The organism is Dyadobacter luteus, from assembly GCF_003383615.1.
Classification (GTDB): Bacteria; Bacteroidota; Bacteroidia; order Cytophagales; family Spirosomataceae; genus Dyadobacter; species Dyadobacter luteus.
Window position 1 is genome coordinate 1 of sequence record NZ_QNUL01000014.1, and the last position, 13,778, is coordinate 13,778.

At 43.2% G+C, this 13,778-nt stretch carries 12 protein-coding genes; 8 read left to right on the forward strand and 4 right to left on the reverse strand.

Annotation, left to right across the window (positions count from 1 at the left end; all coding sequences use genetic code 11):
- Positions 1-119 precede the first annotated feature (119 nt).
- Positions 120-1,406, reverse strand: a complete 1,287-nt coding sequence (locus DSL64_RS16740) for an esterase-like activity of phytase family protein (RefSeq protein WP_115832070.1) — start codon at positions 1,404-1,406, stop codon at positions 120-122.
- A 253-nt stretch (positions 1,407-1,659) separates the two neighbouring features.
- Here DSL64_RS16740 and DSL64_RS16745 point away from each other — a divergent pair, with 253 nt between their 5' ends.
- The 3 genes from DSL64_RS16745 to DSL64_RS16755 all read left to right on the forward strand — a co-directional run bounded on the left by DSL64_RS16745 (position 1,660) and on the right by DSL64_RS16755 (position 7,172).
- Positions 1,660-4,779, forward strand: coding sequence for a SusC/RagA family TonB-linked outer membrane protein (locus DSL64_RS16745; RefSeq protein WP_115832071.1), 3,120 nt, complete (start codon positions 1,660-1,662; stop codon positions 4,777-4,779).
- Between the two features lie 24 nt (positions 4,780-4,803).
- Positions 4,804-6,402: a RagB/SusD family nutrient uptake outer membrane protein gene (locus DSL64_RS16750; protein WP_115832072.1), complete on the forward strand. Its 1,599-nt coding sequence runs from the start codon at positions 4,804-4,806 to the stop codon at positions 6,400-6,402.
- A 200-nt stretch (positions 6,403-6,602) separates the two neighbouring features.
- Positions 6,603-7,172 (forward strand): hypothetical protein, encoded by a 570-nt coding sequence (locus tag DSL64_RS16755; protein WP_115832073.1) that lies wholly within the window; start codon positions 6,603-6,605, stop codon positions 7,170-7,172.
- 100 nt (positions 7,173-7,272) lie between these two features.
- Here the strand turns inward: DSL64_RS16755 and arr are convergent, their stop codons facing one another.
- Positions 7,273-7,719 carry an NAD(+)--rifampin ADP-ribosyltransferase gene (arr, locus tag DSL64_RS16760; protein WP_115832074.1) on the reverse strand — a complete coding sequence of 149 codons (447 nt, stop codon included), beginning with the start codon at positions 7,717-7,719 and terminating at the stop codon, positions 7,273-7,275.
- 281 nt (positions 7,720-8,000) lie between these two features.
- Between arr and DSL64_RS16765 the strand changes: the two genes are divergently transcribed.
- Positions 8,001-8,447 (forward strand): response regulator, encoded by a 447-nt coding sequence (locus DSL64_RS16765; protein WP_158547938.1) that lies wholly within the window; start codon positions 8,001-8,003, stop codon positions 8,445-8,447.
- 10 nt (positions 8,448-8,457) lie between these two features.
- On the opposite strand, the gene DSL64_RS16770 is transcribed toward DSL64_RS16765, so the two are convergent.
- Positions 8,458-8,808, reverse strand: a complete 351-nt coding sequence (locus tag DSL64_RS16770) for a winged helix-turn-helix transcriptional regulator (RefSeq protein WP_115832076.1) — start codon at positions 8,806-8,808, stop codon at positions 8,458-8,460.
- Between the two features lie 67 nt (positions 8,809-8,875).
- On the opposite strand from DSL64_RS16770, the gene DSL64_RS16775 reads away from it, so the two are divergent.
- The gene (locus tag DSL64_RS16775; protein ID WP_115832077.1) at positions 8,876-9,331 is read left to right on the forward strand and encodes a VOC family protein; all 456 of its coding nucleotides are present in this window, start codon (positions 8,876-8,878) and stop codon (positions 9,329-9,331) included.
- 237 nt (positions 9,332-9,568) lie between these two features.
- Positions 9,569-10,333 carry a hypothetical protein gene (locus tag DSL64_RS16780; RefSeq protein WP_115832078.1) on the forward strand — a complete coding sequence of 255 codons (765 nt, stop codon included), beginning with the start codon at positions 9,569-9,571 and terminating at the stop codon, positions 10,331-10,333.
- Here DSL64_RS16780 and DSL64_RS16785 read toward each other — a convergent pair.
- Entirely contained in the window at positions 10,300-11,694 is a 1,395-nt protein-coding gene (locus DSL64_RS16785; RefSeq protein ID WP_115832079.1) for a purple acid phosphatase family protein, read from the reverse strand. The two genes, DSL64_RS16780 and DSL64_RS16785, sit on opposite strands and share 34 nt — an antisense overlap.
- A gap of 245 nt (positions 11,695-11,939) precedes the next feature.
- Here DSL64_RS16785 and DSL64_RS16790 point away from each other — a divergent pair, with 245 nt between their 5' ends.
- Entirely contained in the window at positions 11,940-12,524 is a 585-nt protein-coding gene (locus tag DSL64_RS16790; RefSeq protein ID WP_115832080.1) for an RNA polymerase sigma-70 factor, read from the forward strand.
- 70 nt (positions 12,525-12,594) lie between these two features.
- Entirely contained in the window at positions 12,595-13,629 is a 1,035-nt protein-coding gene (locus DSL64_RS16795) for a FecR family protein (protein ID WP_115832081.1), read from the forward strand.
- The last annotated feature ends 149 nt before the right edge of the window (positions 13,630-13,778 follow it).

Below are 13,778 nucleotides of genomic sequence, written 5' to 3' on the forward strand. Positions count from 1 at the left end.
GCTTTTTAAACACCAAATCCTCAAAGAAGTTTAAGTAAATGAAAGAGGGTGACTCAATTTGATTTGAGACACCCTCTTTATCAATTAGTCACCAGATTTCTATTATCTAATAATTAGTCCTACCAAAGTGGTTTTTTTAACTTTACAAAGTAAATCGTATTCTTGTCCACCGTGTTTGTGGCAGGAAGAATTTTGGATGCATATACTCCTGTACCGCTTACTCCGAAGTCATCATCATTGGATATAGCAATCGTGTTGGCGTCAATAATAGCCAGGCCTTCTGCTTTGTCATGTCCGTATAAAGTGGAGATATCCGTCATCAAATCCGCTGCCAAAGTTTTGGTTACGGGAGTGATACCATTCAGCTGAAGCGTAGCAGCATTTTTTAATTGCTCAACAGTAAGTCCGCCATACAGTTTTCCATTTGTGCTATTGGCAGGGTCAGAAATATCAGTTGCAGCCGAGATATCTATTTTATAAATTTTCTTGATGACAGTAGCTTTATTCGCATTGGTTGCATATTCACCATCACGCTCCAGTACGAGGAATTGTGTGTTGTTGATCGCAACAATTTCACTGTTAGCCTGCAAATTGGCTCTGTCGATCAGGTACACATATTGTTTGCTGTTTCCTGATGCAATATCGTACGCCAGAATACGCGTTACCAATGAACCGCTCATGGCTGATGAGCTTGGATTATACAGAGGAAACTGCATAATTCCTACCAGCGTTTTGCCATCCGGTGTGATGGTGAGTCCTTCCATACCACGGTTAGCTCTTCTAAGCGCGAATACCGCGGGGATTTTTCTACCACCTGCTCCTGTGCCAAACGGATTAATTCTTTCCAGGGTCTTCCCGTTTGCATCAAAATGTACAAGATGCGGACCGTACTCATCACTTACCCAAAAGCTGCCATCCGGTGCCATTGCCATTCCTTCGCTGTCGAGTCCGTCAGCACTGTTGGCCAGTGTATTGCCCAGCACATCCAGGGCGAGTTCTCCCGTAAATCCCTGTCCAATAGGATTAGGAAGGCCATTCAGATTAACACCATTTTCATTTTTGAGGAAAATGGTTTTTTCTAAGATCAGTTGATTTCCGACAAGGCGAAATTTGCCAATTTGAGGAACAAAATCAGGTTGAGCAAAGACCTTGGAATTAGCGATAGTTCCGTCGATATTAGGTCCTCTGTCAGTTAGCAGGTAAAACACCTTCTTGTCAACCGGATCCTGTACCAATGCAGACCCAAAGCCACCATTGTATACTTTTACGCCATTTGCGTCGGTCAAAATTGCTGGATTTGACGCTTCTGCTTTTTCAGGATAGCCGCCCGAAATATCGTGGTCGGTACAGCTGATTACTGCTGCTGCCAGCAAAGTAGAAGCACCTAGTAGTAAATTGTATTTCATAAAGATATCGTTGAAAGTTTCGACAAAACTACATAGGCGTATTTTACCAAAAAGTTAATCTTCACTTACGTGTATGAAGAAAATGTTAACAGTCAATATGCTGGTTAAAGCATCTGTCCTTTTTCCATTTTTAACTAATTATTATCAATGCTCTGCCGCCTTTTTTGAAGGCTGCTCCCACTCCATCTTTGCTATTGTTTTGGGATTAATTTCCTGAAAAGGCTCCTATTATTTTTCACTTATATCAAAAGTTATGACTTCAGGTTTTACAGGCATTTTTAAACCAAAAATTGCCGTATCGTCGGTGATGATGGCAACGGCCTTGCTCATCGGGCAAACCGACACTTTGGCGTCTGCCAAAGAATTATCTCTCAATCGGGCAGTAAGGGATATTCAGGGTACTGTCCGGGATGAGAAAGGCGAATCTTTGCCGGGCGTGAGCATTGTGGTCAAAGGTTCTCAACGTGGTTCTGTCACAGATGTTGACGGGCACTTCAGCGTAACGATAGACGACGGACAGGAAGCCGCTCTTATTTTCTCCTTTGTTGGTTATCAATCTCAGGAAATCCTGATTGGCAATCAGACAAACATTGACATTGTACTTAAAGCCGATGCCAAATCGCTGGACGAAGTGGTGGTAATCGGATACGGAACTGCCAGAAAAAGTGACCTTTCTGCTGCCGTTTCCACCGTACCAGATATGGCGCAGATCAAAAACCGCCCGGTCTTGAACGTTGAAAGCATGATACAAGGTAAGGTTCCGGGTGTGACGGCGGTAAGCAACGGAGGGCATCCCAACAGTACACCTTCTGTAACCATCCGCGGTATGGGTTCACGCAGTGGTGAAAGTGTTCTGTATGTGGTAGATGGGGTACCTGGGGCGCCGTTCAACCCGTCCGATGTAGAATCTATGACGGTATTGAAAGATGCGGCTTCGGCAGCAATCTATGGTGCGTTTTCCGGTTCTGCCGGTGTTATTCTGATCACAACACGTCAGGCATCCCAGGGCAAGCCAAGTATCGAATACAGCGGTTTTGCAGGTTTGAAGCAGGCGTGGCGTCTTCCCCAGTCGTTGAATGCACAGGATGAAGCCATGGTTTCTAATCTGGCCTATACCAATGCGGGGCTTAATCCGCTCGACGGCTGGAATGCAAGCAAAAATCCTTATGCCCAGGTTACACGCACCAACTGGATTAATGAAATATTCCGAACTGGATTGGTACAGCGCCATAATGTAAGTATCAATTCGGGAACGGATAAATTTTCGACATTGATACAGGGGCGTTATGAAAAGGAAGAAGGTACGCTGCTGAACACATATAACCAGAATTTGTCGCTGAGACTGAATGCGAATTATCAGTTTAATAAACATCTGAAGTTCCGTCAGGATGTTTTCTGGAACAATAATGATAAGCGTGGTACCGAAACGTCCAGTGGTTACAGCGGAGCGATATTGTCAGCGATTTACATGCCGCGCTCTGCAGATGCCTACTACGCAGACGGAAGTTTTGGTGGTGTGGGTCCGCGCGACAGCCGATACCTGGGTATCCATGGAGATGCGATCAGTCCGCTTGGAACGCTGTTACGTAACGATGCTTATGACAAATCACATCAGATTCAGTCTGTTTCAGAATTAACGTATTCGGACATTATCCCCGACCTGACATTTTTCTCCCGATTTACGTACCGTCAGGAAAACACCCAGTATAAAAAGTTCGATCCGAGGAGAACGGAACCGGGTAAACCCAATAACCAGAATAATCTGGAATACAACACGAACAGAAAGTATCACTGGATTTGGGAAAACACTTTGAACTACAATAAAGTGTTGGGTAAGAGCAGTATCGGCGCTATGCTTTCCAGCACAGCACAGGAAAACGGAGAAAGAGGTTTTAAAGCGGGTGCAAAAGGATTTGAGAATGAAGCAGAATGGGCTCAGTTTTTTATCAATGCGACGATATTCGATCAGAACCGTCCGGAGGATCATGAATGGGTAGATAAAAATGCCTCCTACGTGGGTCGTTTGTCGTACAGCTGGGCAGATCGCTATTTTGTGACAGGAAGCTACCGTTATGACATTGCCGGTCGCCTTGCGCCGGGCAACCGTGGAAAAGGGTTTCCGGCCGTTACCGGAGCCTGGAAAATCAGTTCCGAACCATTCCTGAATGTGTCGGCGATAGATTTGCTTAAAGTGCGCGCCAGCTGGGGACGTATAGGAAACATAGGTTCAATCGCAAGACACTATGGTTATGCACGTCTCAATTCCAACAACACCTATCAGATTGGAGCTGATGCTCCTTTCAGTACCGGCTTATATATTAACAGCCGCTTCAATCCCGAATTATCCTGGGAAACTTCGCAGCAGACAGACATCGGTCTGGATTTGAGTGTACTAAAAGAAAGACTTTCATTTACTGTCGATTATTTCGACAAACTCACTTATGATCTGATCAAACAACAGGATACTGGCTGGCCAAATACATTCGGTTATTCTGCTCCGTTTATCAATCAGGGTAGAATCCGGAATACAGGCTGGGAGGTTTCTACTTCATGGCGCGACCGTATCAATGATGTGAGCTACGAAATCAGCGGAAACCTTGCGACGCTTAAAAACCGCGTTGAGTATATAGATGAGAATCCGAACTCATTCTGGTCACATAACGATGCCTGGAGAGGTATTTTGAATCCATATCGCTCTGTGGTAGGTCAGCCCTATTATTCTTACTGGCTGATTAAAAGTGACGGAATTTTCCAGAGCAATGCGGAAGCCGAAGCTTACACGTCAGCAAATGGCGGCCGTATTCAACCTAATGCCAAGGCAGGTGATTTGAAATTTATTGACGAAAATGGTGATGGTAAAATAGACGACGCTGACAGAGTGTTTATGGGAAGTGCGTTTCCAAAAATCACTTATGGATTTACAGCGAATGTAAGCTGGAAAAACTTTGATGCGAGTTTGTTTATGCAGGGTGTTGGCGGTGTTAAGCTTTTCCATGCTTTCAAGCAATCTACCTTAAATGGTGCTGAGCAAGGCTACAACCGTTGGGATAAAATCCTGGATGCCTGGTCGGAAACGAATACAGGTTCTGATATTCCAAGGATTCAGGCCAACGATCCTAACAGGAACTTTGCGACCAACTCCGACTGGTATCTGGAAAACGGAAACTACCTGCGTGTGAAAAACCTGATGATCGGTTACACTTTCAAAAAGCTGAAAGGAATTGAAAATTTGAGAGTGTATGTGAGTGGAGATAACCTGCTGACTTTCACTAAATATTCCGGAATGGATCCGGAAGTAGGTGGAATTGGCCTCGACGGCGGACAGTTTCCTGTAGCGCGTACTTACTCAGCAGGTCTCAGACTTAAATTCTAATTGGAAGTTAAATTTATCAAGACAATGAAAATCAATAATATATATAAATTATCACTTGTAGCCTTAATGGCATTTGCCACAAGCTGCGATGAAAATTGGGTGGATACCAAGCCCAATGGCGAACCAACCACCGCATTTTTCTGGAAAAGTGATGATGATGTAAAAAAGGCAGTAACAAGCATGTACGTGCCCATGCGCTACGAGTCAACCTGGGGTCGAAATCTCTTTTGGATGCAGAATGCGAGTGATGATCTGGTGACGGGGCGTGTGAGAGCGGAAAGTGATAACATTAAGAACTTCAATGTTACAGGTCGCGAAGGCGGAATGACAGGTGGCTGGAATGATGTGTATTGGATGATCAATAAAGCCAATCAGGTAATTGAAGGCATTCCTAACGCAACCGGTGTATCTGAAAGTGTTAAAAATACTGCCTTGGGTGAAGCTTATTTTGTTCGTGGTTTTGCACATTTCTGGATTGCTTATCTATGGGGACATAAAAACCAGGGTGTTCCTTTCGACGGTCCCGAAAATGCAGATTATGGTACAAGAATTCCACCACAACTACCTTCCGTGACAGATAATTATGCGCAGATTATCTCGGATCTTCAGAAAGCGGCTGACCTTCTTCCCTTGTTTCAAACTTATGGTGCGGCCGATCAGGGACGTGCTCACAAGGCAGCGGCGTGGGGTTATATGGTAAAAACCTATGCATACTGGGCACAACACGACGCGAGTAAGTGGGCGCTGATTCCGGAGCTGGCAGACAAAATCAAGACGGAAGGCGGACGTGCGCTGGTGACAGGAAAAGGTAGCAGCAGAGCCAATTATCAGGGCGTTTTTAATATTGAGAATAATTTTGGAAGCGAATACTTGTGGTCGGTGACGTCTGGTGTGCAGGGAGGTTCGGAGTTTGTGGGTGTAATATTGGAGAACAAGGGCTGGGGCGTATTCAATGGCTGGGGATATTTCCAGCCTACGGAAGAGTTGTACCAGGAGTATGAAGCCAATGATCCGCGCCGCGAGGTGACAATTCTTAAATTCGGTGATAAGTTTACTTACTTCGGTAAAGAGCGCAGCTACTTTTCGACGAACAGTTTGTCGGGCTTCCAAATCAACAAGTACATGGAGCCTTACAGCTACGGTACTAATGAAGATGCAAGCACCAATAACATGATCAACCAGAACGGTGATTATCCGACAACGAAATTGAATCTGTCGTTGATGAGATATGCTGAAATTCTGCTCTTCAAAGCGGAAGCGCTTATTATGCAGGGAAAAAATGCAGAAGCTGCCGTGCCATTGAATGAAATCAGAGCACGTGTGGGACTGGCTCCTGTGGCCTCTCCTACCATTGCTGATCTGAAGCATGAGCGTCGTGTGGAATTGGCTTGCGAATGGACAGACCGCCTGCAGGATCTGAAAAGATGGGGGGATTTTGCCAAGATCAATGCGCCACTTCATGGCCGAATTCACGCAAATAAAACTGATCCGGCATCTGCATATACGGTGCAGCAAATATGGCCAGCCCGTACGTTCGACCCTGCCAAACACATGGCATGGCCAATGAGTCCGGATGAAATATCACGCTCTAACGGGACGTACAAACAAACACCAGGCTGGTAATTTGTTTTTTTAATAATTTAGAGTCAGATTGAATCGGGCCAGGCAGTGATGTCTGGCCCAATTGATTTTTTAAGTAAAGCAGCCTGTAACGTCATTGGTGTATTATATGTTTAATTTTAAAAATTTATTTCTGAACTGCTTATGCAGAAATAAGTGTAACCTTATATATAAATAAATTATATATATGTAAAAAAAACTTTATGCGTAGAGCTGTATTTAGCCTGCTATTTGGTTCGCTGGTTCCGCTCATCACAAAAGCTCAGTTTCGGGAGAATTATGATCGGTATGCTTCGGCATGGGTTCGGAGTGAAAAATCTGACAAGCAGTTGCCGGCAAATCTGAAAAGTACGGGAACGCAGTTGCAGCTCGTGATACCTGAAAATGATCGATTCTTCGAGATGCCTAACGGTAACCGGTTTTTGAGGGCTTATCTGATAAATAATACGTCTGGAAAAACCATTATTTACCGCGCAGATGCGACGGTATCTTCCATCACGACTGAGATTTTAGTCGACGGTGAATGGAAGATACTTCAAACGCATATGGCATCAGAGTGTGGAAATAGTTATTGGAAAAAGACTCTTGCACCAAAACGATTCCTGGAATTGGACATTGACTTCATGATAGATGGTTTGGTTGAAGTCCAGTACCGCATTTGCTATAACACTCCGGGCTACAAGGTAACCTCTAATCCCGTTGCACTTAAAATCAAAGAAGAGCTGGTGCGGAGTGCAGATACTATCCCCACTTATGCAGAAAGTGGATTTTGACTGTGTTTGAAATCAAATTTTTGTAGAACCTGGTTGTCCGGTCGAGATTTTCAACACCGCAATTAGCCCCGATTTTTAATGGTTTCATAACTTGCTGTACCTAATCATTCAACGAATTGATGCCCTGTTCCGAGAGTTTTTTTAGATTTTCTTTCATTTGATTGACCTGTTCTTCGGCATGTCCCTGCCAGCTGGCCACTTCTCCAACTATCCGGAATGGATGTGTAGACCGATAAGATTTTGTCGGGTTTCCTGGGAATTTTTTGTCAGTCAGATCGGGATCGTCTTCGATCGGACCAGTGGGTTCTACCAGGTAAATCCTTTGCTTACCTTCTCCCCATGCAAGTTCAGCTCCCCAGATGGCAGCATCCAATGTGGCACTCAGAAAAATGAATCGGGCACTTTTTCTTTGTCCGTAGTTCGAATTATAACCCACTTCGATCAGCTCTCCAATTTTTAAATCGCCTTTCGTTCCATGGAAATAAGTCTGTGCAAAAGGTGTAGGACGGTTGTAAGTAGTTTCGGGCTGGATGTTATTTTTCTCCATATGTCTTAGAATACAAGCTAATTGTGTTTAGAATATATGTCTTTGTGTTCAATATCTGCAGACTTATATATTTCGGTCAGGTATCTTTGAAATCCGTCTGTCGTGTACCATTTACATCAAAGTTACGTACAACACCCAATTTTCTCTGGTATGGTTTTCTCCGCTGATCTCCGCAGTGGTATTTGTGGAGAGCATGCACAATGATCAGGGTTTTGTGGGGATGTCTTATGCTAATTTTCTACAATGTACCACAGTTTATTTCAATCAGTCAGATTTATCATATGGGAAAAGAAATATTTTTAGTGGACGACGACCCTGATTTTCAATTCATATTTTTCAAACTTTTGAAATCCCTCAGAAAGCAATATTCTGTTAAATTTTTTGAGAATCCTAAGGCGCTTTATCACCATTTGAAGGTACTTCATACAAGAGAGGCGTCGGATTTTCCTTCCCTGATAATTCTGGATCTTAATATGCCGGGAATGAATGGAGTGCAGTTGTTAAAGACCATCAGGCATTCAAGATCACTACCAGGTGAAAAAGTTCAGCAAATTCCGATTGTTGTGATGAGTGGAGATATCTCCAATGAAGGTGTTCAACAATGCTATGAGGCAGGAGCCGATGCTGTTTTGCACAAACAACCAGACTTACAACTCATGAAAGCTACACTGCAATCTGCCTGTGATTTTTGGCTGGAGAGGGATTTTTCAGTTTCAACAATAATCTGACTACGCTATTCTAAGAATCTTTCTTGTTTTCAATTCCCCAAATCGCCAAACGCTCAATCAACGGCATTAGCGACAATCCTTTCCCGGATAATCTATAAGTTGCTGATCGTCCATGATCAGGATTTTTGAATTTGACAATCAGTTCTGATTTTTCAAGATCAAGCAATTGCATGGCCAGTATCCGTTCTGTTACCAGAGGTACAGCTGACTTCAAAAGAGAGAATCTATGTGCACCATTCTGGATGCTTGTAAGGATGCTCAGTTTCCATCTTCCGCTAATGAGCGATAAGGTGTAGGCTGCATCACAATAATTATGAAGTGCCTGCTCGTTTTCCGAGTTTGTGGACGAAGGTTTTCTCAAAACTTACAATTTTGTATGTTGTCGGTACGGATCTGTTCCGGCGGTACATTTGTCTAAAACACTACAAATGGAACCACAACAAAGTTACGTTACAGGTCTTCATCACATAGCAATCAGAGCTGTTGATTTTGACCAAACATTGAATTTTTATACAAAAGGATTGGGCTACACTCCTTATCATGAGTGGGCGTTACAACAGTTTAATCTTCGCCGGGCAGCCATGCTCAAATCGCCGGATGGGCAGACTTATCTTGAAATTTTTGACAATAAAGCCGACATTGCTGCCCAGGGAAGACAAAGGTTGGATCATGAACCCTTTGTTCAGACTGCATTGCTACATCTTTGTCTTTCTGTTACTGACGTGGAAAAAGCATATGAAGCGGCACTTTATGCGGGAGCAACAGTATGTATCCCTCCATCCCGACTCATCCTGGGTAATCCTCCGTTACACGTGCATAATGCTTTGGTATACAGCCCGAATGGTGAGGTCATTGAATTTATCGAGTTTGGAAGTTTTGAGTGACAAACTCGTCATTCTGACATTTTCATTTTGGATGATAGGCATTATCACGAATAGAATTACATCAGCATGTTTGCTATCGGCTATCAAACCTATGCCGGAAACTACTTTTAGCTGATTGCCAGCCGCCGAAAGCCGATGGTAAAATACGCTTACAAATTGATTCGTGATAATGTTTAATCACCTGCAGAAATATTATTCGGAGTTTTGTCGTTGGTTTGATAAATTAAACCCTATGAAATGAAGTTTTTTGTATGTTTCAGACCTGCCTACAAAAAATATTTTATCTTTCTACTCCTATCTTTCTCAGGTTTTTTACCCAATAAAGTGAGTGCTCAATTACAAACGAGAATCACTTTTGTTTATCAGGAATTACAGATCAATACAAGTGCCGCTCAGTTAAAAGACACAATTCAACTTTATGTCAAAGAGCCATTTAAGCCGCGTAAGCTTTACCAAAATGCGGATTTGGGATACGAGTCTTTTATAGAATTTCAGATAGATGAATTTTGTCCTGTTGAAGTTTGCAAGAATAATGAGTGTTTTGAGATATTCGCAGACTCGGAAAACGTGGAGATACTCGTTAATCCTGAAAACTTCATCGGAAGCAGAACATTGAATTCTCCCCTTTCCGATACCTGGCGATTAATAGGATTGGAAAGAGGAAGATTCAGAGATGTAAATACAGATTTATTCGGGTCGGATAAAGATCCCGCCACAAGAAATAGATCAATCGACGAAAATTACAGACTTTACAGTGAAAGGATGAATCAATTTTTCAGAGATAACAATAGGAATCACATTGGCTGGAACCTGTTTTTGCAGCGGTACGAGAAATATCCGCAGAATGGAATTCAGGAAATAACTGACCTTTTGAGCACGAATATTTCGGCCCCGTCTATAGAAGCATTTTTGACTGAATATCAAAAAGATAAAAATATTTGTTCTTTACAGGCAGCCTGTTTCTCATTTCACTTGATACCCTTCCTCTGCTTATATTTCTGAAAACGTTCGTTATACTCCTTCAATTCAGCACCTTTAAATTTCTTTTCCAGATCTTCCGGCAAAGTCAGTCTTTCCTTCATTTTTACAGATCCAAACAGTTCAACCAGCGTATTCGAACCCTTTTTATCCTTCAAAAGATCGAATGCGTCATATACATCACCATTCACTGTATAGGCTTTATACGACAGTTTGTTTTCATCCACGTTTAATACCTGGTACAGCTGTGTGTTCGAAGCAGCTCTGTCCATCCAGTCTTCCAGTCCGAGTTCGTACATCTTAGGACCACTTACAGACACCACATAAATCGGCCCGTCAGGTTTCTTACGCGACTGACCCAGCGGCATATTAATACCTCTTGCATAAGTATGGTCGTGTCCCTGAAGAACCATGTCGACATGGTGTTTTTTGTAAAGGGGTTCCATGCGGTCGCGCCATTTACTGTTATCCCGACCGGCCGCTGTAGAATAAATCGGATGGTGGTGGATCACTATCGTCCAGCGGTTTGGATTTTGGGCAAGTAAATCTTCCAGCCATTTGGCTTGTTTTTCCAATGTTGCCTCGTCACTAATAGCTTCCTGTGAATTGAGTGAAACAAATCGTATACCCTGATAATCTGTGTAATAAGTGGTCTCACTCAAACCTTCCGGACCATTCTCCGGCAGGGCAAATTGAGGACGCCAGTGATGAGATAGCTTTCCTTTGTTTTGTTCATCCCTGAAATATTCGTGGTTACCCGGCGAAGAAAGACTCGGAATCATCCCATTGATCCAACCCGCGGCTTCAAACCATTCGCCCCATTCATAATCGTTGTTAGCTCTATTGATCAGATCACCTGCATGGATGATCAGATTGGCCTTAGGTAGTGTAGAGTAGGCTCCCCTCACAGCACGTGACCATAAAGAAAGCACGTCATTCTGAGCATCTCCAAAGTATAAAAAGCTAACCGGCTCGTTGCTTGCTGCGGCAGTTTTGAAATGAATCCACTCACTCCAATGCGTACCATCCCCTACTCTGTAAACATATTGCGTGGCAGGTTTCAGGTCTTTGAAATCAACTTCATGGTATTGTACCGTTTTGCCTTCTATCTCTACACGTTGCGATTTTGCTTCAACAAAACGTGCACTTTTCTGGAAATCAGGTGAGGGATCGGCTTCATGGATAGCAGCAACGGCCTTTGACACAGTAGAATCCGTTCGCCAGTTTATAGCCTGAGAGGTATGAGGAGCTCCTTTGTAACCAAGAATAATCCGGTCAGGGAATTTTGAAGCAGGATAGGATTTATGTTCCTGACTGAACGAAGGCTCTGGAGCGAGGATGCCTGTAAGCAAGAGTATACCGGGGAGAGTGAATAGAGGTCGCATGGAATAATCGGAATGAATTCGCAATGTTAAGCGGTTTGAAAATGAAATCCTGCAGAATGTATGTTAAGAAAATATGAAATAGTAATCCTGCAGTTTTCAAAATTTCCCATTTTGTTTTAAAATCCGTCATGTGTTTATTATCAAATTGTTAACGCAGACTAATTTGTGTTTCGGGTGATAACTTTGTGTAGTCAGAAATCATTTAAGAGCAGTATTAATGTTGCTCATGCCGGGTTTTTTAACTGTTGGTAAAGTTATTCCTGACAGGCCGCCTCAGAAACCTCAAAAGAAATATGACAGCAGATGCGCATCAGCGCCAGGCTTTTGAAACTCTTTATGACCAGTATTTCAAAAGGATTTTCCTTTTTGCCCGCAAGCACACCGGCGACGAGGATGAGGCCGCGGATCTGGCGCAGGAGGTATTCCTTAAATTGTGGTTGAATCAGGATTCTTTTGCCAAACACATTTCTGCCGAAGCTCAACTGCTGACAATAGCAAGGCAATTGATCATCAATCGGTACAAAAAGGAACTGGTTCGCCAGAAGGCATATAAATCCTGGCATCAGGACAAATCCGATATCGCCCTGTCTGAAACTTCTGACCAGTCGTTGCTCGAAGAAGAGCTGCACCAACGCTACAAAGCAGCCCTGAACGAACTGCCACCCAAGCGACGTGAGATATTTGAAAAGAGTCGTATTGAAGGACTTTCCTATGAACAAATCGCCAGAGATTTGTCGATTTCCACAAGTACAGTCGAAAGCCAGATGGTGAAAGCACTGCGCTTAATGCGCGGTAAATTACTGCTATTGCTGCTTCCTTTTTTTTCTTAACAATTTGGTAATGCATATGGAGTCAAGGTAAAACCCTTGTTTCCTGTATTACCCTATATAACAGATCACAATGATTACCCGGGAACTATTAAAAAAACTGAGAGAAGGAAGTTGTTCGAAACAGGAACTGGCTGTTTTACAGACCTACTTTGACACGGATAACCTGGATGAAATTCAGGCTATACTTGACAAGGACTGGATGGATACCGCCAGTAAAAAGAACATTTCTGATCAGGAAGTATCAGAAATTGCAAAGCTGAATGTGTGGTCGAAAATCAGCGAGACGATATATAAAAATGATGAACCGGAAGTTCCGAAGCATAAACCTCTGTACAGCCGCTGGTACTTTGTTGCTGCTTCTGTGGCTGCGCTGTTTGTTGTATTGGGAACGTTGTGGCTGGCCACACAACGTAAGAATGAACAGGTATTTGGTCTGGAGTTAGCCTCTGACCGGGTAAATCAGTCGAACAATACACAGGAACCGATGCACTTAAAATTGCCTGATGGCAGTATTGTACGCCTTGCTTCCGGAAGCACCATTCAATACAAAACTGGCTTTGCTGAAAATAAAAGAGACGTTAAACTGACAGGTGAAGCATTTTTTGATGTGGCAAAAGATTCCCTAAGACCTTTCTCCATTCAAACAGCATTGGTGAAAATACAGGTATTGGGAACAAGTTTCAACGTACGCGAAGCGGACAACGCAACGGAGGTAGATGTAAAATCAGGCAAAGTAAAAGTGGAATCCAATCGCTCGGGAAATCAGGTTTTTCTGGGACCTAACCAGCGCGTATTGGCGAGCCGGAATGACGGTATGCTGAGAAAATCAATAGTAGCCTTGCCTCAAATCACCAATCCCCGCGAAGAGAATAGCAAAATGGAATTTCAGGATAAACCTGTTGCTGAGATCCTGGCTCAGTTGAGTACGGCATACCAGATTGATATTCTGTTTGATGAGGCCGCATTAGAAAATTGTACTGTTACTGCCAGGCTTACAGATCAGCAATTATTCACAAGGCTGGATATGATCTGCACGAGCATCGGGGCGAGTTACACAGTAGAAGATGGCAGTATTCGTATCCATGGCAAGGGATGCGGAAACTGACAATTTATTAATCAACTATTTGTAAACAGGTTGCCTATGTAAAAATTTCAACATCATATAAAACCAAAAAAGCCACTGACGCTGGTACCGTCAATGGCTTTGGATCCGCAACATGTGGCAACATGCCCGAAATACGGGAGCGGAATCAT

Bases quoted from the DNA above. Each gene is read 5' to 3' on its own strand.
- DSL64_RS16740 (WP_115832070.1), bottom strand. From the start codon at position 1,406: ATGAAATACAATTTACTACTAGGTGCTTCTACTTTGCTGGCAGCAGCA.
- DSL64_RS16745 (WP_115832071.1), top strand. From the start codon at position 1,660: ATGACTTCAGGTTTTACAGGCATTTTTAAACCAAAAATTGCCGTATCG.
- DSL64_RS16780 (WP_115832078.1), top strand. From the start codon at position 9,569: ATGAAGTTTTTTGTATGTTTCAGACCTGCCTACAAAAAATATTTTATC.
- DSL64_RS16755 (WP_115832073.1), top strand. From the start codon at position 6,603: ATGCGTAGAGCTGTATTTAGCCTGCTATTTGGTTCGCTGGTTCCGCTC.
- DSL64_RS16765 (WP_158547938.1), top strand. From the start codon at position 8,001: ATGGGAAAAGAAATATTTTTAGTGGACGACGACCCTGATTTTCAATTC.
- arr (WP_115832074.1), bottom strand. From the start codon at position 7,719: ATGGAGAAAAATAACATCCAGCCCGAAACTACTTACAACCGTCCTACA.
- DSL64_RS16785 (WP_115832079.1), bottom strand. From the start codon at position 11,694: ATGCGACCTCTATTCACTCTCCCCGGTATACTCTTGCTTACAGGCATC.
- DSL64_RS16775 (WP_115832077.1), top strand. From the start codon at position 8,876: ATGGAACCACAACAAAGTTACGTTACAGGTCTTCATCACATAGCAATC.
- DSL64_RS16750 (WP_115832072.1), top strand. From the start codon at position 4,804: ATGAAAATCAATAATATATATAAATTATCACTTGTAGCCTTAATGGCA.
- DSL64_RS16795 (WP_115832081.1), top strand. From the start codon at position 12,595: ATGATTACCCGGGAACTATTAAAAAAACTGAGAGAAGGAAGTTGTTCG.